Below are 13,110 nucleotides of genomic sequence, written 5' to 3' on the forward strand. Positions count from 1 at the left end.
TTCACGCCGCGTTTTACGCAGTTCATCGCATTTTCCTCGAAGACAGCACGCCGCTTTGTTATCTTGACATCGACAGCACGGCAGCCGCGGCGCGGCAGCCGGCTTTTTTTCTTGTTCCGAACGACAACAATCATAAAGGAAACACCATGCGTACCTTGCTGGCCCTGTGCTGTGCCGTTACCCTTGGCGGCTGCGCCATCGTCATCAACCCCAACGATGGCGAAGTGCGCTATGCCGACGCGGGTGGCAATGCCATCCAGGGCAACGAGCAAGTGAGCCGTGACGTGCGCCAGGTCAGCACCATCAACACGCTCGACATCGACAGCATGAAGCGCATCGATATGAAAATCGATGTGCGCGTCGGCCCGGCAACCTCGCTGGTGATCGAAGCGGACAGCAATCTGCAGCCGCGCATCCATAGCGAAGTGAGCGGTAATACCCTGCGCATCTGGAGCGATACGAACATTCGCAGCAGCAATGGCATCCACGTCATTTATACGACGCCGCAATTGAGGAAGATCAACATCTCCGGCTCTGGCCGCCTGGTAGCCAGTGGTTTCAATGGCGAAGATTTCAGCCTGGAGCAGCGTGGTTCGATGAAGAGCGAACTGGCGGGTACGGTGGGACGCCTCGACGTGGCCAACAATGGCTCGGGCAGCATCAACGCGGCGGCCCTCGCCAGCGGCAACACGGACGCGGTGCAGAACGGTTCGGGCAACATCCAACTGGGCAGCGTGCGCAGCGAACGCATCAACGTGGCCGTCAACGGCTCGGGCAGCATCAGCGCCAGCGGCACCGTGCAGCGCCTCGATGCCAACGTGAATGGCTCGGGCGATATCAACCTGGCCGCCCTGCACAGCGACGTTGCCTATCTGGCGAGCAATGGTTCCGGCGACATCGATGTCACCGTCCAGAATGAAGTCAACGCCCGCGCCAGCGGTTCCGGCCGCATCACGGTGCATGGCGATCCGGCCCGCCGCACCCTGTCGGGCAAGCGCGTCAGCATCGTGCGCTAAACGCGCCCTGGCGCGGCACAGGGGCCGGCTTGCTATACTGTCGGCTCCTCACCCGCTCGCCTGAAATCCCATGTCCCCTTCTGCCCCCTTGGCATGCCGCCCATCCTGCGGCGCCTGCTGCACCGCACCGTCCATCACCAGCCCGATTCCCGGCATGCCCAATGGAAAACCTGCGGGTGTACGCTGCGTGCAGTTGGCCGACGACAACCGCTGCAAGATCTTTGGCCTGCCGGAACGGCCCGCCTTTTGCGGCGGCTTGCAGCCGTCCGAGGAGATGTGCGGCGGCAGCCGCGAACATGCCGTCGGTTGGCTGGCAGAGCTGGAACGGCTGACGGCGCCCTGAGCAGTGGCCCCTGCCATCTTTACCGCTTAGCGGCCATCCTCGGCTGTTGCCGAGGCTTCCTCCGCGTCGCGCAGGCGCTTGTATTCCAACAGCATGGCAAGGCCCAGATAGATCAGCAGCAGGAACAGAGTGTCGCGCGCGTCGCGCCAGTCCAGCGTACTGTGGCGCACCCAGTGCATGACATTTAAAAACACTACCGCCCCCAGCATTCCCCATCCATGGCGGCGCCTGGCACGGCCCAGCAGGATGGCCAGCAATGATGTACCTGACAGCATGATGTTCCCTTGTTCATTCTATTTTTTGCAACATTAACAGAAATTATGTCTTTCCGGCAATGCCTGCTCAGATAAAACATCCGGCTTGACTCCGGTTGCACGTTTGCGTATATTCATGCACATTCCTGCACATTCATAAGCTCACATGTCTGCCACCCTGCTCCTCAAACAACGTCACGCGCTGATCCAGCAACAACTGCACGCCGACGGCCGCGTACTAGCGCTGGACCTGGCGCGCCAACTCGACGTGTCTGAAGATACGATACGGCGCGACTTGCGCGAGATGGCCGCGGCCGGCCTGTGCCAGCGCGTGTATGGCGGCGCCCTGCCGCTGGCGCCTGATGGCGGCACCCTGACCCAGCGCAAGCAGGAAGCGCCGGAACGCAAGGCGCGCCTGGCGCAGGCTGCCGTCTCCCTCGTGCGCGCGGGCCAGGTGCTGTTTCTCGATGCGGGGTCGACCAACCTGGCCATCGCCTGCGCCTTGCCGGAGTTGGCGCTCACTGTCATCACCAATGCCCCCTCGATTGCCATGGCGCTCATGGAACGCCCGGAAATCGAGCTGATCATGGCGGGCGGCAGAGTCGACCGCCGTGCCGGCGCCAGCCTGGGCCCGCAGGCGCTGCGCACCGTCGAGCGCATGCATCCTGACCTGTGTTTCCTGGGTGCCTGCGGCGCCGATGCGGACGCAGGCGTAACGGCGTTCAACTACGACGAGGCGGAATTCAAGCGCAGCATCGCCGGCGCCAGCAAGGCCGTCGTGGTGGCCGTCACCAGCGACAAGCTGGGCACGGCCGCCCCCTTCGGCGTACTGGCCACGGGCTTGCTGCAACACCTGGTGCTCGAAGCCGATGCCAATGCGGCCCACATTGCCGCCTTTGAACGGCTGGGCGTGCAAGTGTTGCGCGCCCGCGCCTGATTTTATCCACCCCGATTTTTAAAAAGCTCTCCCATGCATCTCACCGGTACCCTGCAGCAACGCGCCACGCGCCTGGTCTTTTTCGCCGCTGGCCTCGGCATGGCGGCCTGGGCGCCGCTGGTTCCCTACGCCAAGTCGCGCCTGGGCCTCGATGAAGCCACCCTCGGCATTTTGCTGCTGTGCCTGGGCGCCGGCTCGCTGTGCGCGATGCCGTTTACGGGCATGCTCGCGGCCCGCTTCGGCTGCCGCAAGGTCATCGTCGGCGCCGGCCTGCTCCTGACCGCCATCCTGCCCGGCCTGGCGCTGGCCGCCACACCGCTGCAACTGGGTCTGGTGCTGCTGGTGTTCGGCGCGGCCATGGGCACCTTCGACGTGGCCATCAACATCCAGGCCGTGATCATCGAAAAGGCCAATGGTGGCGCCATGATGTCAGGTTTTCATGCGCTGTTCAGCGTGGGCGGCTTTGCCGGCGCGGCCTGCATGGCCCTGCTGCTGTGGCTGGGCCTGACACCGGCCTGGTCCTGCGTGGTGGTGATGCTGCTGCTGTGCGGCGTGCTGGGCGCGGCGCAAGGCCATCTGCTGCCGACGGCATCAGCCTCGGGCGAAAAAACGCCGCTGTTCGTCATGCCGCATGGTGCCGTCATTTTTATCGGCTTGCTGTGCTTTATCGTCTTCCTGGCCGAAGGCGCGATTCTCGACTGGAGCGCCCTGTTCCTCACCACCACGCGCGGCGTGGAAGAAGCCAAGGGCGGCCTCGGCTACGCCGCCTTCGCCATCGCCATGACGCTGGGCCGCTTCACAGGTGACAAGGTAGTCAGACGCTTTGGCGGCAAGCGGGTGCTCACTTTCGGCGGCTTGTTTGCAGCAGCAGGCTTCTTCCTGGCCGTGCTGGCGCCGCACGCCAGCCTGGCCATGGCAGGCTTCGTGCTGATCGGCCTGGGCGCAGCGAACATCGTGCCCATCCTGTTCACGGCCGCCGGCAACCAGCGCGCCATGCCGGCCAGCCTGGCGGTGGCGGCCATCACCACCATCGGCTATGCGGGCATCCTGGCCGGTCCGGCCGTCATCGGTTTCGTGGCGCACGCCACCAGCCTGAATATCGCCTTCGCCATGCTGGGCGCCGCCCTGCTGCTGGTAGCGGCCAGCGCGCGCCTGGTGGCGCCGGCAAAACAGGTCTCCTGATCCCCCTCCTGCCTGGCGGACGGCGCTAAAAAAGCACCGCCCGCCAGCGCCCAAATCGGCTCCACGGACCTCCGGCGTGGTAAGCTTCGACCCCGCGCACATTGCTGGCGCCACGCGCTCTCCCCATCCTGTCACTTATACCCGTTTATACATCTATGGATCTCATTCTTGCGTTAAAAGCCATCATCATGGGGCTGGTCGAAGGTTTTACCGAATTTTTGCCGATTTCGTCCACGGGACATTTGATCCTGGCCGGCAGCCTGCTCGACTTTACCAAAGATGTCTCGAAAGAAGTCATGGATGTCTTCGAGATCGCCATCCAGGCCGGCGCCATCCTGGCCGTGTGCTGGGAATACCGCCAGCGCATCGGCAACGTGCTGTCCACCTTCAGCACCGAGGTCAAGTCGCGCAAGTTCGTGCTGAACGTGGCCATCGCCTTCATCCCGCTGGCCGTTATCGGACTGGCCATCGGCAAGATGATCAAGCATGCGCTGTTCAAGCCCGTGCCCGTGGCCTTGGCCTTCATCATCGGCGGCATCATCATCTTGCTGGTGGAGCGCCGCGCGCGCACCAATCCGGTCACCGTGCGCGTCAACTCGGTCGATGAAATGACGCCGCTCGACGCCTTGAAAGTGGGCTGCGCGCAGGCGTTTGCACTGATTCCCGGCACCAGCCGTTCCGGCTCGACCATCATCGGCGGCATGCTACTGGGCCTGTCGCGCAAGACGGCCACCGAATTCTCGTTCTTCCTGGCCATCCCCACCCTGCTGGCGGCCACCTTCTACTCGCTGTACAAAGCGCGCGACATCCTGTCGGCCACCGACGTGCCCCTGTTCGGCGTGGGCACCGTGGCCGCCTTCATCTCCGCCTTCCTGTGCGTGCGCTGGCTGCTGCGTTACATCAGCTCGCACGACTTCACGTTTTTTGCCTGGTACCGCATCGTGTTTGGCTTGCTGGTCCTGGCCAGCGCCCACTACGGCTGGGTTGTTTGGGCAGCATAAGGCACTATGAATCAAGATCTTAACCAGCGCGCGCTGCACCTGCTGCAAACCGTTTTCGGCTACCCGGCATTCCGCGGCCAGCAAGCCGACATCGTCGACCACGTCAGCCATGGCGGCGATGCGCTGGTGCTGATGCCCACGGGCGGCGGCAAGTCGCTGTGCTATCAGATTCCCGCGCTGCTGCGCGATGGCGTGGGCGTCGTCGTCTCGCCGCTGATCGCGCTGATGCAGGACCAGGTGGACGCGCTGGAGGAAGTCGGCGTGCGCGCCGCCTTCCTCAATTCCACGCAAACCTACGAAGAAGCGAGCCGCATCGAGCGCCTGGTGCGCACGGGCGGCATCGACGTCGTCTACGTGGCGCCCGAGCGCCTGATGACGCAACGCTGCCTGGACCTGTTCCAGGCGTCAAAAATTTCCCTGTTCGCCATCGACGAGGCGCATTGCGTGGCCCAGTGGGGCCACGACTTCCGCCCGGAATACATCAAGCTGTCTGTGCTGCACGAGCAATTCCCGGACGTGCCGCGCATTGCGCTCACGGCCACGGCCGACCCGCAGACGCGCGCCGAAATCGCCCTGCGTCTGCAGCTGGAAGACGCGCGCCAGTTCGTCTCGTCCTTCGACCGCCCGAACATCCGCTACCAGATCGTGGAAAAGGCGAATGGCCGCAAGCAGCTGCTCGACTTCATCAACACCGAGCACACTGGCGACTGCGGCATCGTCTACTGCCTGTCGCGCAAGAAAGTCGAAGAGACGGCGGAATTTTTGAACCAGAGCGGCATCCGCGCCCTGCCCTACCACGCCGGCATGGAGTACGCCAAGCGCAGCGCCAACCAGGCGCGCTTCCTGCGCGAGGAAAACATCGTCATGGTCGCCACCATCGCCTTCGGCATGGGCATCGACAAGCCCGACGTGCGCTTCGTCGCGCATCTGGATCTGCCAAAAAGCATCGAGGGCTATTACCAGGAAACGGGCCGCGCGGGCCGCGACGGCATGGCCGCCAACGCCTGGATGGCGTACGGCTTGCAGGATGTGGTGCTGCAACGGCGCATGATCGATGAATCGGAAGCAGAGGACACTTTCAAGCGCGTGCTGGGCGTGAAACTCGACGCCATGCTGGGCCTGTGCGAAACGCTCAGCTGCCGCCGCATGCGCTTGCTCGAATACTTCGGCGAACCGGCTTCGCCGTGCGGCAATTGCGACACCTGTTTGGTGCCGCCCGTCTCCTTCGACGGCACGGTGCCCGTGCAAAAACTGCTGTCGGCCATCTACCGCGTCGACCAACGCTTCGCCGGCGGCCACGTGATCGACGTGCTGCGCGGCGTGGAATCGGAACGCATCAAGACCTGGCATCACGATTCACTGTCCGTCTTCGGCATCGGCTCGGACCTGGGCGAAGCGGAATGGAAAGCTATCCTGCGCCAGGCCATTGCGCTGGGCCTCGTCTCGGTCGACCATGAACAATACAGCTCGCTAAAACTGACGGACGCCTCGCGCCCCGTGCTCAAGGGAGGCCAGAAAGTGCAGCTGCGCCAGTACCAGAAACCGGTGAAAACCAGCAAGCGCGGCACCAGCGTGGCGAAGGGTTATGTCGAGACGGACCTGTCCACCAGCGAGCAGGCGATTTTCGACAAGCTGCGCTGGTGGCGCGTGGAAACGGCGCGTACGCACAACGTGCCGGCGTACGTCATTTTTGTCGACGCCACCCTGCGCGAAATCGCCAAGGCCAAGCCTACCTCGCTGGAGCAGATGCGCGGCGTGAGTGGCGTGGGCGAGAAAAAACTGGCCTCGTATGGTGATGAAATCGTCGCCATGATCCTGGAGATGATGTGATGGAAGCCCTTTCGTCCGACCTGATTTACCAGGCCGTGAAACTGCTTGGCGCCCAGCCCGACGCCAGCGATGAAACGGAAGAGCAATTGCGTGCCCTGGTGCGCGATGATTTCACCGTGCGCCGCCTGGCCGACGTGGTGCCGGAAGCTTTCGGCCTGGTGCTGGCTTCGCACCTTCCCGGCGCCGAAAACATGACCCTGCCCGACACCTTCTGCGCCCAGGACGACGATGGCGAGTGGGTGGAGTTCCCCATGCGCTGCGAACCGATCTTTGTCATGGCCGTGGACATCGCCCAGCATACCTTCCACAATGGCCCGCGCGCGCTGATGAAAAACCTGGCCGACCGCAGCTCCCTGCTGTCGGCCATCAGCAAGGCCCTGAACGCGGGCGGCTCGCTCGATGGCACGAACTTGGGACCGCCGTCGTTCTTCGGCCTGCCCGCCGCCCTGTACCAGCCGGCGGCATCATCCGATACGCCCTGACCACTTCACCTTGCCTCTGCCCTTGATAACGGAACGCTGCCGCGATGGAAACCAAATGGCTGGAAGACTTCATCTCGCTCGCTGAAACTCATAATTTCAGTCGTTCCGCGGCCCTGCGCCACGTCACCCAGCCGGCCTTTTCGCGGCGCATCCAGTCGCTGGAAAACTGGCTCGGCATCGACCTGGTCGACCGCACCTCCTACCCCACGCGCTTGACGCCGGCTGGCGCCGTGTTCTACGAGCAGGCGCTGGAAATGCTGGGGCAGATCAACGGCGTGCGCGCCCTGTTGCGCGGCAAACGGACGGCCACGCAAACGAGCGTCGACTTCGCCGTGCCGCACACCCTGTCGCTGACCTTCATGCCAAAATGGCTGACGGCGCTGGAAGAGGGGTTTGCGCCGATCAACAGCCGTTTGATGGCCCTGAACGTGCACGACGCCGTGCTGCAGCTGGTCGATGGCGGCTGCGACCTGCTGCTGTGCTACCACCATCCGCGCCAGCCGGTGCAGCTGGACCCGGGCCGCTACGACATGCTGGTGATGGGCCGCGAAACGCTGCGCGCGTATGCGCGCTGCGGCCAGGACAAGGTGCCGGATTTCGTTCTGCCCGGCAGCGCCAAGGAACCGCTGCCCTTCCTCTCCTACACCAGCAATGCCTACCTGGGGCGCATGGTGGAATTGCTCGTGGCGGACGCCAAGGCGCCCCTGTTCCTGGAAACCTGCTACGAAACGGACATGGCCGAAGGCTTGAAGATGATGGCACTGGAGGGGCGCGGCATCGCCTTCCTGCCGGAATCGGCCGTCATGCGCGACGTCAAGTACAAGCACCTGGCGCGCGCCGACGGCGGGGCGCCAGGCTGGGAAATCGAGCTGGAAATCCGCCTGTATCGGGAACGCCCATCGGGGCTGCGTCCCGGCAAGCCGATCGTCGAAAGCCTGTGGCAATACCTGCTGCAGGCGCAGGATGGCAAGGCGCGCGCCGGCAAGCGCCGCAAACGCGCCATCGAGACCGTCCCATCCTGACTGTCAATCCTGGCAACATAACTATGCAATAAATGCATAACCGGATGCGCACAAAGCATTGGCCGGGGCATGAGGCTATCGCCTACGATGCGGTTCCGCTGCGCGCAACTCAATTGGGTGCGCCTACCACAGCATTTTTGAATGCCAGGAAAAATCGTAGCGAGCGGCAGTGATTTGTGACCGAGAAGCGCAGCTGTACGAAGGTACAGCGAGCATCGCCGGCCGCAAAGCACGACGCGCAGTAGATTTTTCGGCATTACACCACCGTTTTGTCCAGGAGCTTATCAAGCATGACCAGCAAGCACGCACTTCCTTCCTACCTCAATCCTGAAGACCTGGGCCCATGGGGCGTCTACCTCGAGCAGATCGACCGCGTTACGCCGTACCTGGGCAACCTGTCGCGCTGGGTGGAAACGCTGAAGCGTCCAAAGCGCATCCTGACGGTCGACGTGCCTATCGAACGCGATGACGGCACCATTGCCCACTACGAAGGCTACCGCGTGCAGCACAATCTGTCGCGCGGCCCGGGCAAGGGCGGCGTGCGCTTCCACCAGGACGTGACCTTGTCGGAAGTGATGGCCCTGTCGGCCTGGATGACGGTCAAGAATGCAGCCGTCAACGTGCCATACGGCGGTGCCAAGGGCGGTATCCGTGTCGATCCGAAGACTCTGTCGCGCAACGAACTGCAGCGCCTGACACGCCGCTACACGAGCGAGATCAGCATGATCATCGGACCGAACAAGGATATCCCGGCACCGGACGTCAACACGAATGAACAAGTCATGGCGTGGATGATGGACAGCTACGCCATGATCGGCGGCAATATGTCGACCGGCGTGGTGACGGGCAAACCGATCTCGCTGGGCGGCAGCCTGGGTCGCCGCGATGCGACGGGCCGCGGCGTGTTCGTCGTCGGTTGCGATGCGGCCGCCAAGGTCGGCATGTCGCTCGAAGGCGCGAAAGTCATCGTGCAAGGTTTCGGCAACGTGGGCGGCGTCGCTGCACGCATGTTCGCTGAAGCCGGCTCGAAAATCGTCGCAGTACAAGACCACAAGACCACCGTGGTGCATGCCGGTGGCTTAGACATCCCGCAATTGCTGGCACACGTGGCCGAAGTGGGCAGCGTCGAAGGCTTCCCGGGCGCCGAGGCATTCGTGCCACGCGAAGATTTCTGGGGCATCGATTGCGACATCCTGATCCCGGCCGCTCTGGAACAGCAGATCACGGCCGAACGCGCACAAGTCATCCGCGCCAAGATCATCCTGGAAGGCGCCAACGGCCCGACCCTGCCGGCAGCGGACGACATCCTGACCGACCGCGGCGTGCTGATCGTGCCGGACGTGCTGGCCAACGCCGGTGGCGTGACCGTCAGCTACTTCGAGTGGGCACAGAACTTCTCGAGCTTCTTCTGGACCGAAGAAGAAATCAACAGCCGCCTGACCCGCATCATGCGCGAAGCGTTCGACGCGGTATGGCAAGTGTCGCAAGAGAAGAAAGTGTCGATGCGTACCGCCACCTTCATCCTGGCGTGCACGCGCGTGCTGCAAGCTCGCGAAGTGCGCGGCCTGTACCCATAATGGCTGCCTGAGAAAATGCCTGGGGTGTTGTTGCTTCGCCTCGCCGTACTAGCGTACTGTCTTCGGCTTTGCGCCTAGCCCCCGACATTTTTCAGGCGCCATTGCTACCTTTCACGCCATTGGTTTAATGGCGCTCTAAAAAAATCCCGCCACACTAACGTGTGAGCGGGAATTTTTATATCTGGCGGACTTTTTTACGCCGCGTAGCCTTGCGGGTTCTGGTGCTGCCAGCGCCAGTGGTCACGGCACATGTCGTCGATGTTTTTCTGCGCTTGCCAACCCAATAATTCCTTCGCCTTGTCGGCCGAGGCGTAGCAGCTGGCGATGTCGCCGGGGCGGCGTGGCACAATGTCGTATGGCACGGTGCGGCCGCTGGCCGCTTCGAAGGCACGCACGGTATCGAGCACACTGTAGCCGTGGCCCGTGCCCAGGTTGACGGTAAAGCCCCCTTCGGTGGAAAACAGACGGTTCAACGCCGCCACATGACCCAGCGCCAGATCGACCACGTGGATGTAATCGCGCACGCCCGTGCCATCCGGCGTAGCGTAATCACTGCCAAAGACGGCCAGGCGCTCGCGGCGGCCGACAGCCACCTGGGCAATGAAGGGCATCAGGTTGTTCGGGATGCCAGCCGGATCTTCACCGATCAGGCCGCTGGCATGCGCACCGACTGGGTTGAAATAGCGCAACACACCGACTTGCCATTGAGCATCAGCATGCACAAGATCGGCCAGGATCTGCTCGACCATCAGCTTGGAGCGGCCGTAGGGGTTGGTCACGGACAGGCGCGACGTTTCCAGGATCGGCAAGGCTTCCGGGTCGCCATACACGGTAGCCGACGAGCTGAACACAAAACGCTTCACATTTGCCGCCGCCAGCACTTCCAGCAGCGCCACGGTGCCCGTCACATTATTGTCCATGTACATCAGAGGCTGGGCCACGGATTCGCCCACGGCTTTCAAGCCCGCGAAATGGATCACCGCATCGATGGCGTGATCGCGCAAGACGGCGGCCATGGCCACACGGTCGCGCACGTCAGCCTCGTAGAAAGGCACGCTTTTTCCGGAAATGCGCTCCACGCGCGCCATCGCTTCGCGCGCGCTATTGCACAGATTATCCACCGCGACCACATCAAAGCCTGCCGCCAGCAATTCGACGCATGTATGCGAGCCGATGAAACCGGATGCGCCCGTCACGAGTATTTTTTTGGACATAAGCTCAATCAATGCAAAAAAGATAAGACTACCGTAATTCCCCGGCCTTGCCTAGCTAGCGGGCGCATAAAAAAGCCTGCGGCGTCGCCGCGGCAGGCTTGTTCTCGTGCAAACGGCACAGGTGAGCAAAGCACCAGCTTATTTCTTGATGAACACCAGATCCCACACCCCATGGCCCAGCTTCAAGCCACGGTTTTCAAACTTGGTCAACGGACGGTACGCTGGCTGCGGCGCATAAGCATCGGCGCTATTATGCAACTGCGGCTCGGCGCCCAGCACGTCCAGCATTTGCACCGCGTAATCCTCCCAATCGGTGGCGCAATGCAGATAGCCCCCCGGCGCCAGGCGATCGGTCAATTGCTTGACGAACGGCGACTGGAGCAAACGGCGCTTGTTGTGGCGCGCCTTGTGCCATGGATCGGGGAAAAACACGTGGATACCGGCCAGCGAATTGGCAGGAATCATGTGCGTCAGCACTTCCACGGCATCGTGCTGCAACAAGCGCAGATTCGTCAGCGACTCTTCGCCGATCAGTTTCAACAGACTGCCGACACCCGGCGTATGCACTTCGACGCCGATAAAATCCTTCTCCGGCATGGCCTTGGCGATATGCGCAGTCGTCGCCCCCATGCCAAAACCGATTTCCAGGATGACCGGCGCCTTGCGGCCGAACACCTGCTCGAAGTTCATCGGTTCCTTGGCGAAAGGCAAGAGAAACTGCGGCCCCAGTGTCTCAAGCGCGCGCGCCTGCGCGACAGACAGCCGTCCCGCGCGGGTCACGAAGCTGCGGATGCGGTGTTCGGTCGGATCGTACATCATCGGCCGCGCCGGGCCGTTTGCTGGGGTATCAGAAGACATGGAAATGGAGAAATAAGTGGCCGCGCCACATAAAACCAGGCGCCAGCGAAAAATGGAGCGGGTGAAGGGAATCGAACCCTCGTCGTAAGCTTGGGAAGCTTCTGCTCTACCATTGAGCTACACCCGCGAAGCCTGCATTTTACGCGGGATGGCAAGGACTTGGCAAACTTGTAGATCGCTTTCGAATTCATCAGAAATTCTCGCGATATTTGACGAAAAACATAGACTGCCGCATAAGTACGGTGCCGTTTCTGTTGATACAGAACAACATTTCGGGCAGCGAGACACGGTGAATGGCCTGGTATGCAGCTAAAATAAAAAAAATTATTGTCGGCATGGACTGTGCAGCGCAGACTGGCCAGAGAAATGTTGCTACAATCGTGTGACAGTTTAGCATTCCCGCTGTTCAACCTAAAAGGATATCCCATGAAGAAAATTCTGATCGCTTCGGCAATCCTGTGCTTCGCTTCCGCACAAGCCATGGCTCAATCGGCGCCTGCACCAGCAGCAGCACCAGCAACTGGCACCGCTGCTGCTGGCGCCGCTGCCGGCACCACCGTTGCCGGCCTGAGCGTCAGCACCTTGATCGCAATCGGCGCAGCAGTTGCCGTTGTGGCCGGTGCAGCAAGCTCGGATTCGACCACCGCGCACACGACCCCAACCCACCATTAATACCTGGCTGCCCAGGCAGCGACAGGTAGGTCCATCCCGCAGCTTGATGTCGAGCCAAAAGGTGAAGGCCTGGTGCTGCAATAGTTGACATAGTCAAATATGTCAACTATTGCAATAAAAGCCCTTTTCATTTGAAAATGGGCTTTTTTACTTTTTAGAAAATAACGAAGAGGCTGACGTCAGCTTTTTTGTTTTAACGGACGATGCAATATTGCGCGGGCATACCTGTGGTATTCATTTATCCATTAAGAAACCCAGCTGCCATGTTCGTGAGATACCCTATTCAATCGCCTCGTTCACCATGAAGAACCAGCCCTTTTTCAAGCGTATGGGATTTGCCTTGAGCGGCATTGCCGTCGCCCTTCGTCTGGAATCGAGCTTTCGCTTGCAATGTCTTGCCGCCCTCATGGTCGTGATCGTGCTCGCCTGGAGCAAGCCGGCAATGATCTGGTGGGCACTGCTGCTACTCAACTGTGGCTTGGTGCTGGCAGCTGAACTGTTCAATACGGCGCTTGAACACTTGATTGACCACCTGCATCCTGGCCTGCACCCCAGCATCAAGATCACCAAGGACTGTGCGGCAGGGGCTGTACTCATTCTCAGCATGAGTGCCGTCTGCATTTTTGTTGCTTTTTTGCTGGAAACGCTTTCCAGTTGAGTAGCTAAAGCTGCCAAGCAAATTACAATGCATGGGTCGCCAAGGCACTCGCTGTCCACAGCAA

14 protein-coding genes and 1 tRNA gene are annotated in these 13,110 nt (G+C 61.6%); 11 read left to right on the top strand and 4 right to left on the bottom strand.

What is annotated here, in order from left to right; all coding sequences use genetic code 11:
- The first annotated feature begins 146 nt into the window (after positions 1-146).
- Both ACQ4W0_RS01835 and ACQ4W0_RS01840 read left to right on the top strand, forming a co-directional pair.
- Positions 147-1,016 carry a head GIN domain-containing protein gene (locus ACQ4W0_RS01835; protein WP_436575221.1) on the top strand — a complete coding sequence of 290 codons (870 nt, stop codon included), beginning with the start codon at positions 147-149 and terminating at the stop codon, positions 1,014-1,016.
- A 70-nt stretch (positions 1,017-1,086) separates the two neighbouring features.
- Positions 1,087-1,359: a YkgJ family cysteine cluster protein gene (locus ACQ4W0_RS01840; RefSeq protein WP_436575222.1), complete on the top strand. Its 273-nt coding sequence runs from the start codon at positions 1,087-1,089 to the stop codon at positions 1,357-1,359.
- Positions 1,360-1,385: 26 nt separating this feature from the next.
- Here the strand turns inward: ACQ4W0_RS01840 and ACQ4W0_RS01845 are convergent, their stop codons facing one another.
- Positions 1,386-1,634 (bottom strand): hypothetical protein, encoded by a 249-nt coding sequence (locus tag ACQ4W0_RS01845; RefSeq protein ID WP_436575223.1) that lies wholly within the window; start codon positions 1,632-1,634, stop codon positions 1,386-1,388.
- Positions 1,635-1,779: 145 nt separating this feature from the next.
- Here ACQ4W0_RS01845 and ACQ4W0_RS01850 point away from each other — a divergent pair, with 145 nt between their 5' ends.
- From ACQ4W0_RS01850 to ACQ4W0_RS01880, 7 genes are all read left to right on the top strand, one after another.
- Complete coding sequence (locus ACQ4W0_RS01850; protein WP_436575224.1) at positions 1,780-2,550, top strand: DeoR/GlpR family DNA-binding transcription regulator; 771 nt, start codon at positions 1,780-1,782, stop codon at positions 2,548-2,550.
- A 33-nt stretch (positions 2,551-2,583) separates the two neighbouring features.
- Positions 2,584-3,732 (top strand): MFS transporter, encoded by a 1,149-nt coding sequence (locus ACQ4W0_RS01855; protein WP_436575225.1) that lies wholly within the window; start codon positions 2,584-2,586, stop codon positions 3,730-3,732.
- Positions 3,733-3,887: 155 nt separating this feature from the next.
- Positions 3,888-4,733 carry an undecaprenyl-diphosphate phosphatase gene (locus ACQ4W0_RS01860; RefSeq protein ID WP_436575226.1) on the top strand — a complete coding sequence of 282 codons (846 nt, stop codon included), beginning with the start codon at positions 3,888-3,890 and terminating at the stop codon, positions 4,731-4,733.
- 6 nt (positions 4,734-4,739) lie between these two features.
- Positions 4,740-6,563 carry a DNA helicase RecQ gene (gene recQ / locus ACQ4W0_RS01865; RefSeq protein ID WP_436575227.1) on the top strand — a complete coding sequence of 608 codons (1,824 nt, stop codon included), beginning with the start codon at positions 4,740-4,742 and terminating at the stop codon, positions 6,561-6,563.
- The gene (locus tag ACQ4W0_RS01870; protein WP_436575228.1) at positions 6,560-7,045 is read left to right on the top strand and encodes a hypothetical protein; all 486 of its coding nucleotides are present in this window, start codon (positions 6,560-6,562) and stop codon (positions 7,043-7,045) included. Before recQ ends, ACQ4W0_RS01870 begins: the two co-directional genes overlap by 4 nt.
- A 44-nt stretch (positions 7,046-7,089) precedes the next feature.
- On the top strand, positions 7,090-8,067 hold the full coding sequence (locus tag ACQ4W0_RS01875; RefSeq protein ID WP_436575229.1) for a LysR family transcriptional regulator: 978 nt from the start codon (positions 7,090-7,092) through the stop codon (positions 8,065-8,067).
- A 290-nt stretch (positions 8,068-8,357) separates the two neighbouring features.
- The gene (locus ACQ4W0_RS01880) at positions 8,358-9,644 is read left to right on the top strand and encodes a Glu/Leu/Phe/Val family dehydrogenase (protein ID WP_436575230.1); all 1,287 of its coding nucleotides are present in this window, start codon (positions 8,358-8,360) and stop codon (positions 9,642-9,644) included.
- Between the two features lie 194 nt (positions 9,645-9,838).
- Here ACQ4W0_RS01880 and galE read toward each other — a convergent pair whose 3' ends face one another.
- The 3 genes from galE to ACQ4W0_RS01895 all read right to left on the bottom strand — a co-directional run bounded on the left by galE (position 9,839) and on the right by ACQ4W0_RS01895 (position 11,843).
- A complete protein-coding gene (gene galE / locus ACQ4W0_RS01885; protein ID WP_436575231.1) occupies positions 9,839-10,858 on the bottom strand; it encodes a UDP-glucose 4-epimerase GalE in 1,020 nt (339 codons plus the stop codon).
- Between the two features lie 138 nt (positions 10,859-10,996).
- Positions 10,997-11,677, bottom strand: coding sequence for a tRNA (guanosine(46)-N7)-methyltransferase TrmB (trmB, locus tag ACQ4W0_RS01890; protein WP_436575232.1), 681 nt, complete (start codon positions 11,675-11,677; stop codon positions 10,997-10,999).
- A gap of 92 nt (positions 11,678-11,769) precedes the next feature.
- A tRNA-Gly gene (locus tag ACQ4W0_RS01895) sits at positions 11,770-11,843 on the bottom strand.
- A 299-nt stretch (positions 11,844-12,142) separates the two neighbouring features.
- Here ACQ4W0_RS01895 and ACQ4W0_RS01900 point away from each other — a divergent pair.
- Both ACQ4W0_RS01900 and ACQ4W0_RS01905 read left to right on the top strand, forming a co-directional pair.
- Positions 12,143-12,388 carry a hypothetical protein gene (locus ACQ4W0_RS01900; protein WP_436575233.1) on the top strand — a complete coding sequence of 82 codons (246 nt, stop codon included), beginning with the start codon at positions 12,143-12,145 and terminating at the stop codon, positions 12,386-12,388.
- Between the two features lie 301 nt (positions 12,389-12,689).
- Positions 12,690-13,046 carry a diacylglycerol kinase gene (locus ACQ4W0_RS01905; protein WP_436575234.1) on the top strand — a complete coding sequence of 119 codons (357 nt, stop codon included), beginning with the start codon at positions 12,690-12,692 and terminating at the stop codon, positions 13,044-13,046.
- Positions 13,047-13,110 lie beyond the last annotated feature (64 nt).

The sequence above is a fragment of the Janthinobacterium breve genome (genome assembly GCF_051380895.1).
Taxonomy (GTDB): Bacteria; Pseudomonadota; Gammaproteobacteria; order Burkholderiales; family Burkholderiaceae_D; genus Janthinobacterium.

Bases quoted from the DNA above. Each gene is read 5' to 3' on its own strand.
- ACQ4W0_RS01860 (WP_436575226.1), top strand. From the start codon at position 3,888: ATGGATCTCATTCTTGCGTTAAAAGCCATCATCATGGGGCTGGTCGAA.
- ACQ4W0_RS01840 (WP_436575222.1), top strand. From the start codon at position 1,087: ATGTCCCCTTCTGCCCCCTTGGCATGCCGCCCATCCTGCGGCGCCTGC.
- ACQ4W0_RS01845 (WP_436575223.1), bottom strand. From the start codon at position 1,634: ATGCTGTCAGGTACATCATTGCTGGCCATCCTGCTGGGCCGTGCCAGG.
- ACQ4W0_RS01905 (WP_436575234.1), top strand. From the start codon at position 12,690: ATGAAGAACCAGCCCTTTTTCAAGCGTATGGGATTTGCCTTGAGCGGC.
- ACQ4W0_RS01900 (WP_436575233.1), top strand. From the start codon at position 12,143: ATGAAGAAAATTCTGATCGCTTCGGCAATCCTGTGCTTCGCTTCCGCA.
- ACQ4W0_RS01855 (WP_436575225.1), top strand. From the start codon at position 2,584: ATGCATCTCACCGGTACCCTGCAGCAACGCGCCACGCGCCTGGTCTTT.
- ACQ4W0_RS01880 (WP_436575230.1), top strand. From the start codon at position 8,358: ATGACCAGCAAGCACGCACTTCCTTCCTACCTCAATCCTGAAGACCTG.
- recQ (WP_436575227.1), top strand. From the start codon at position 4,740: ATGAATCAAGATCTTAACCAGCGCGCGCTGCACCTGCTGCAAACCGTT.
- ACQ4W0_RS01850 (WP_436575224.1), top strand. From the start codon at position 1,780: ATGTCTGCCACCCTGCTCCTCAAACAACGTCACGCGCTGATCCAGCAA.
- galE (WP_436575231.1), bottom strand. From the start codon at position 10,858: ATGTCCAAAAAAATACTCGTGACGGGCGCATCCGGTTTCATCGGCTCG.
- ACQ4W0_RS01835 (WP_436575221.1), top strand. From the start codon at position 147: ATGCGTACCTTGCTGGCCCTGTGCTGTGCCGTTACCCTTGGCGGCTGC.
- ACQ4W0_RS01875 (WP_436575229.1), top strand. From the start codon at position 7,090: ATGGAAACCAAATGGCTGGAAGACTTCATCTCGCTCGCTGAAACTCAT.
- trmB (WP_436575232.1), bottom strand. From the start codon at position 11,677: ATGATGTACGATCCGACCGAACACCGCATCCGCAGCTTCGTGACCCGC.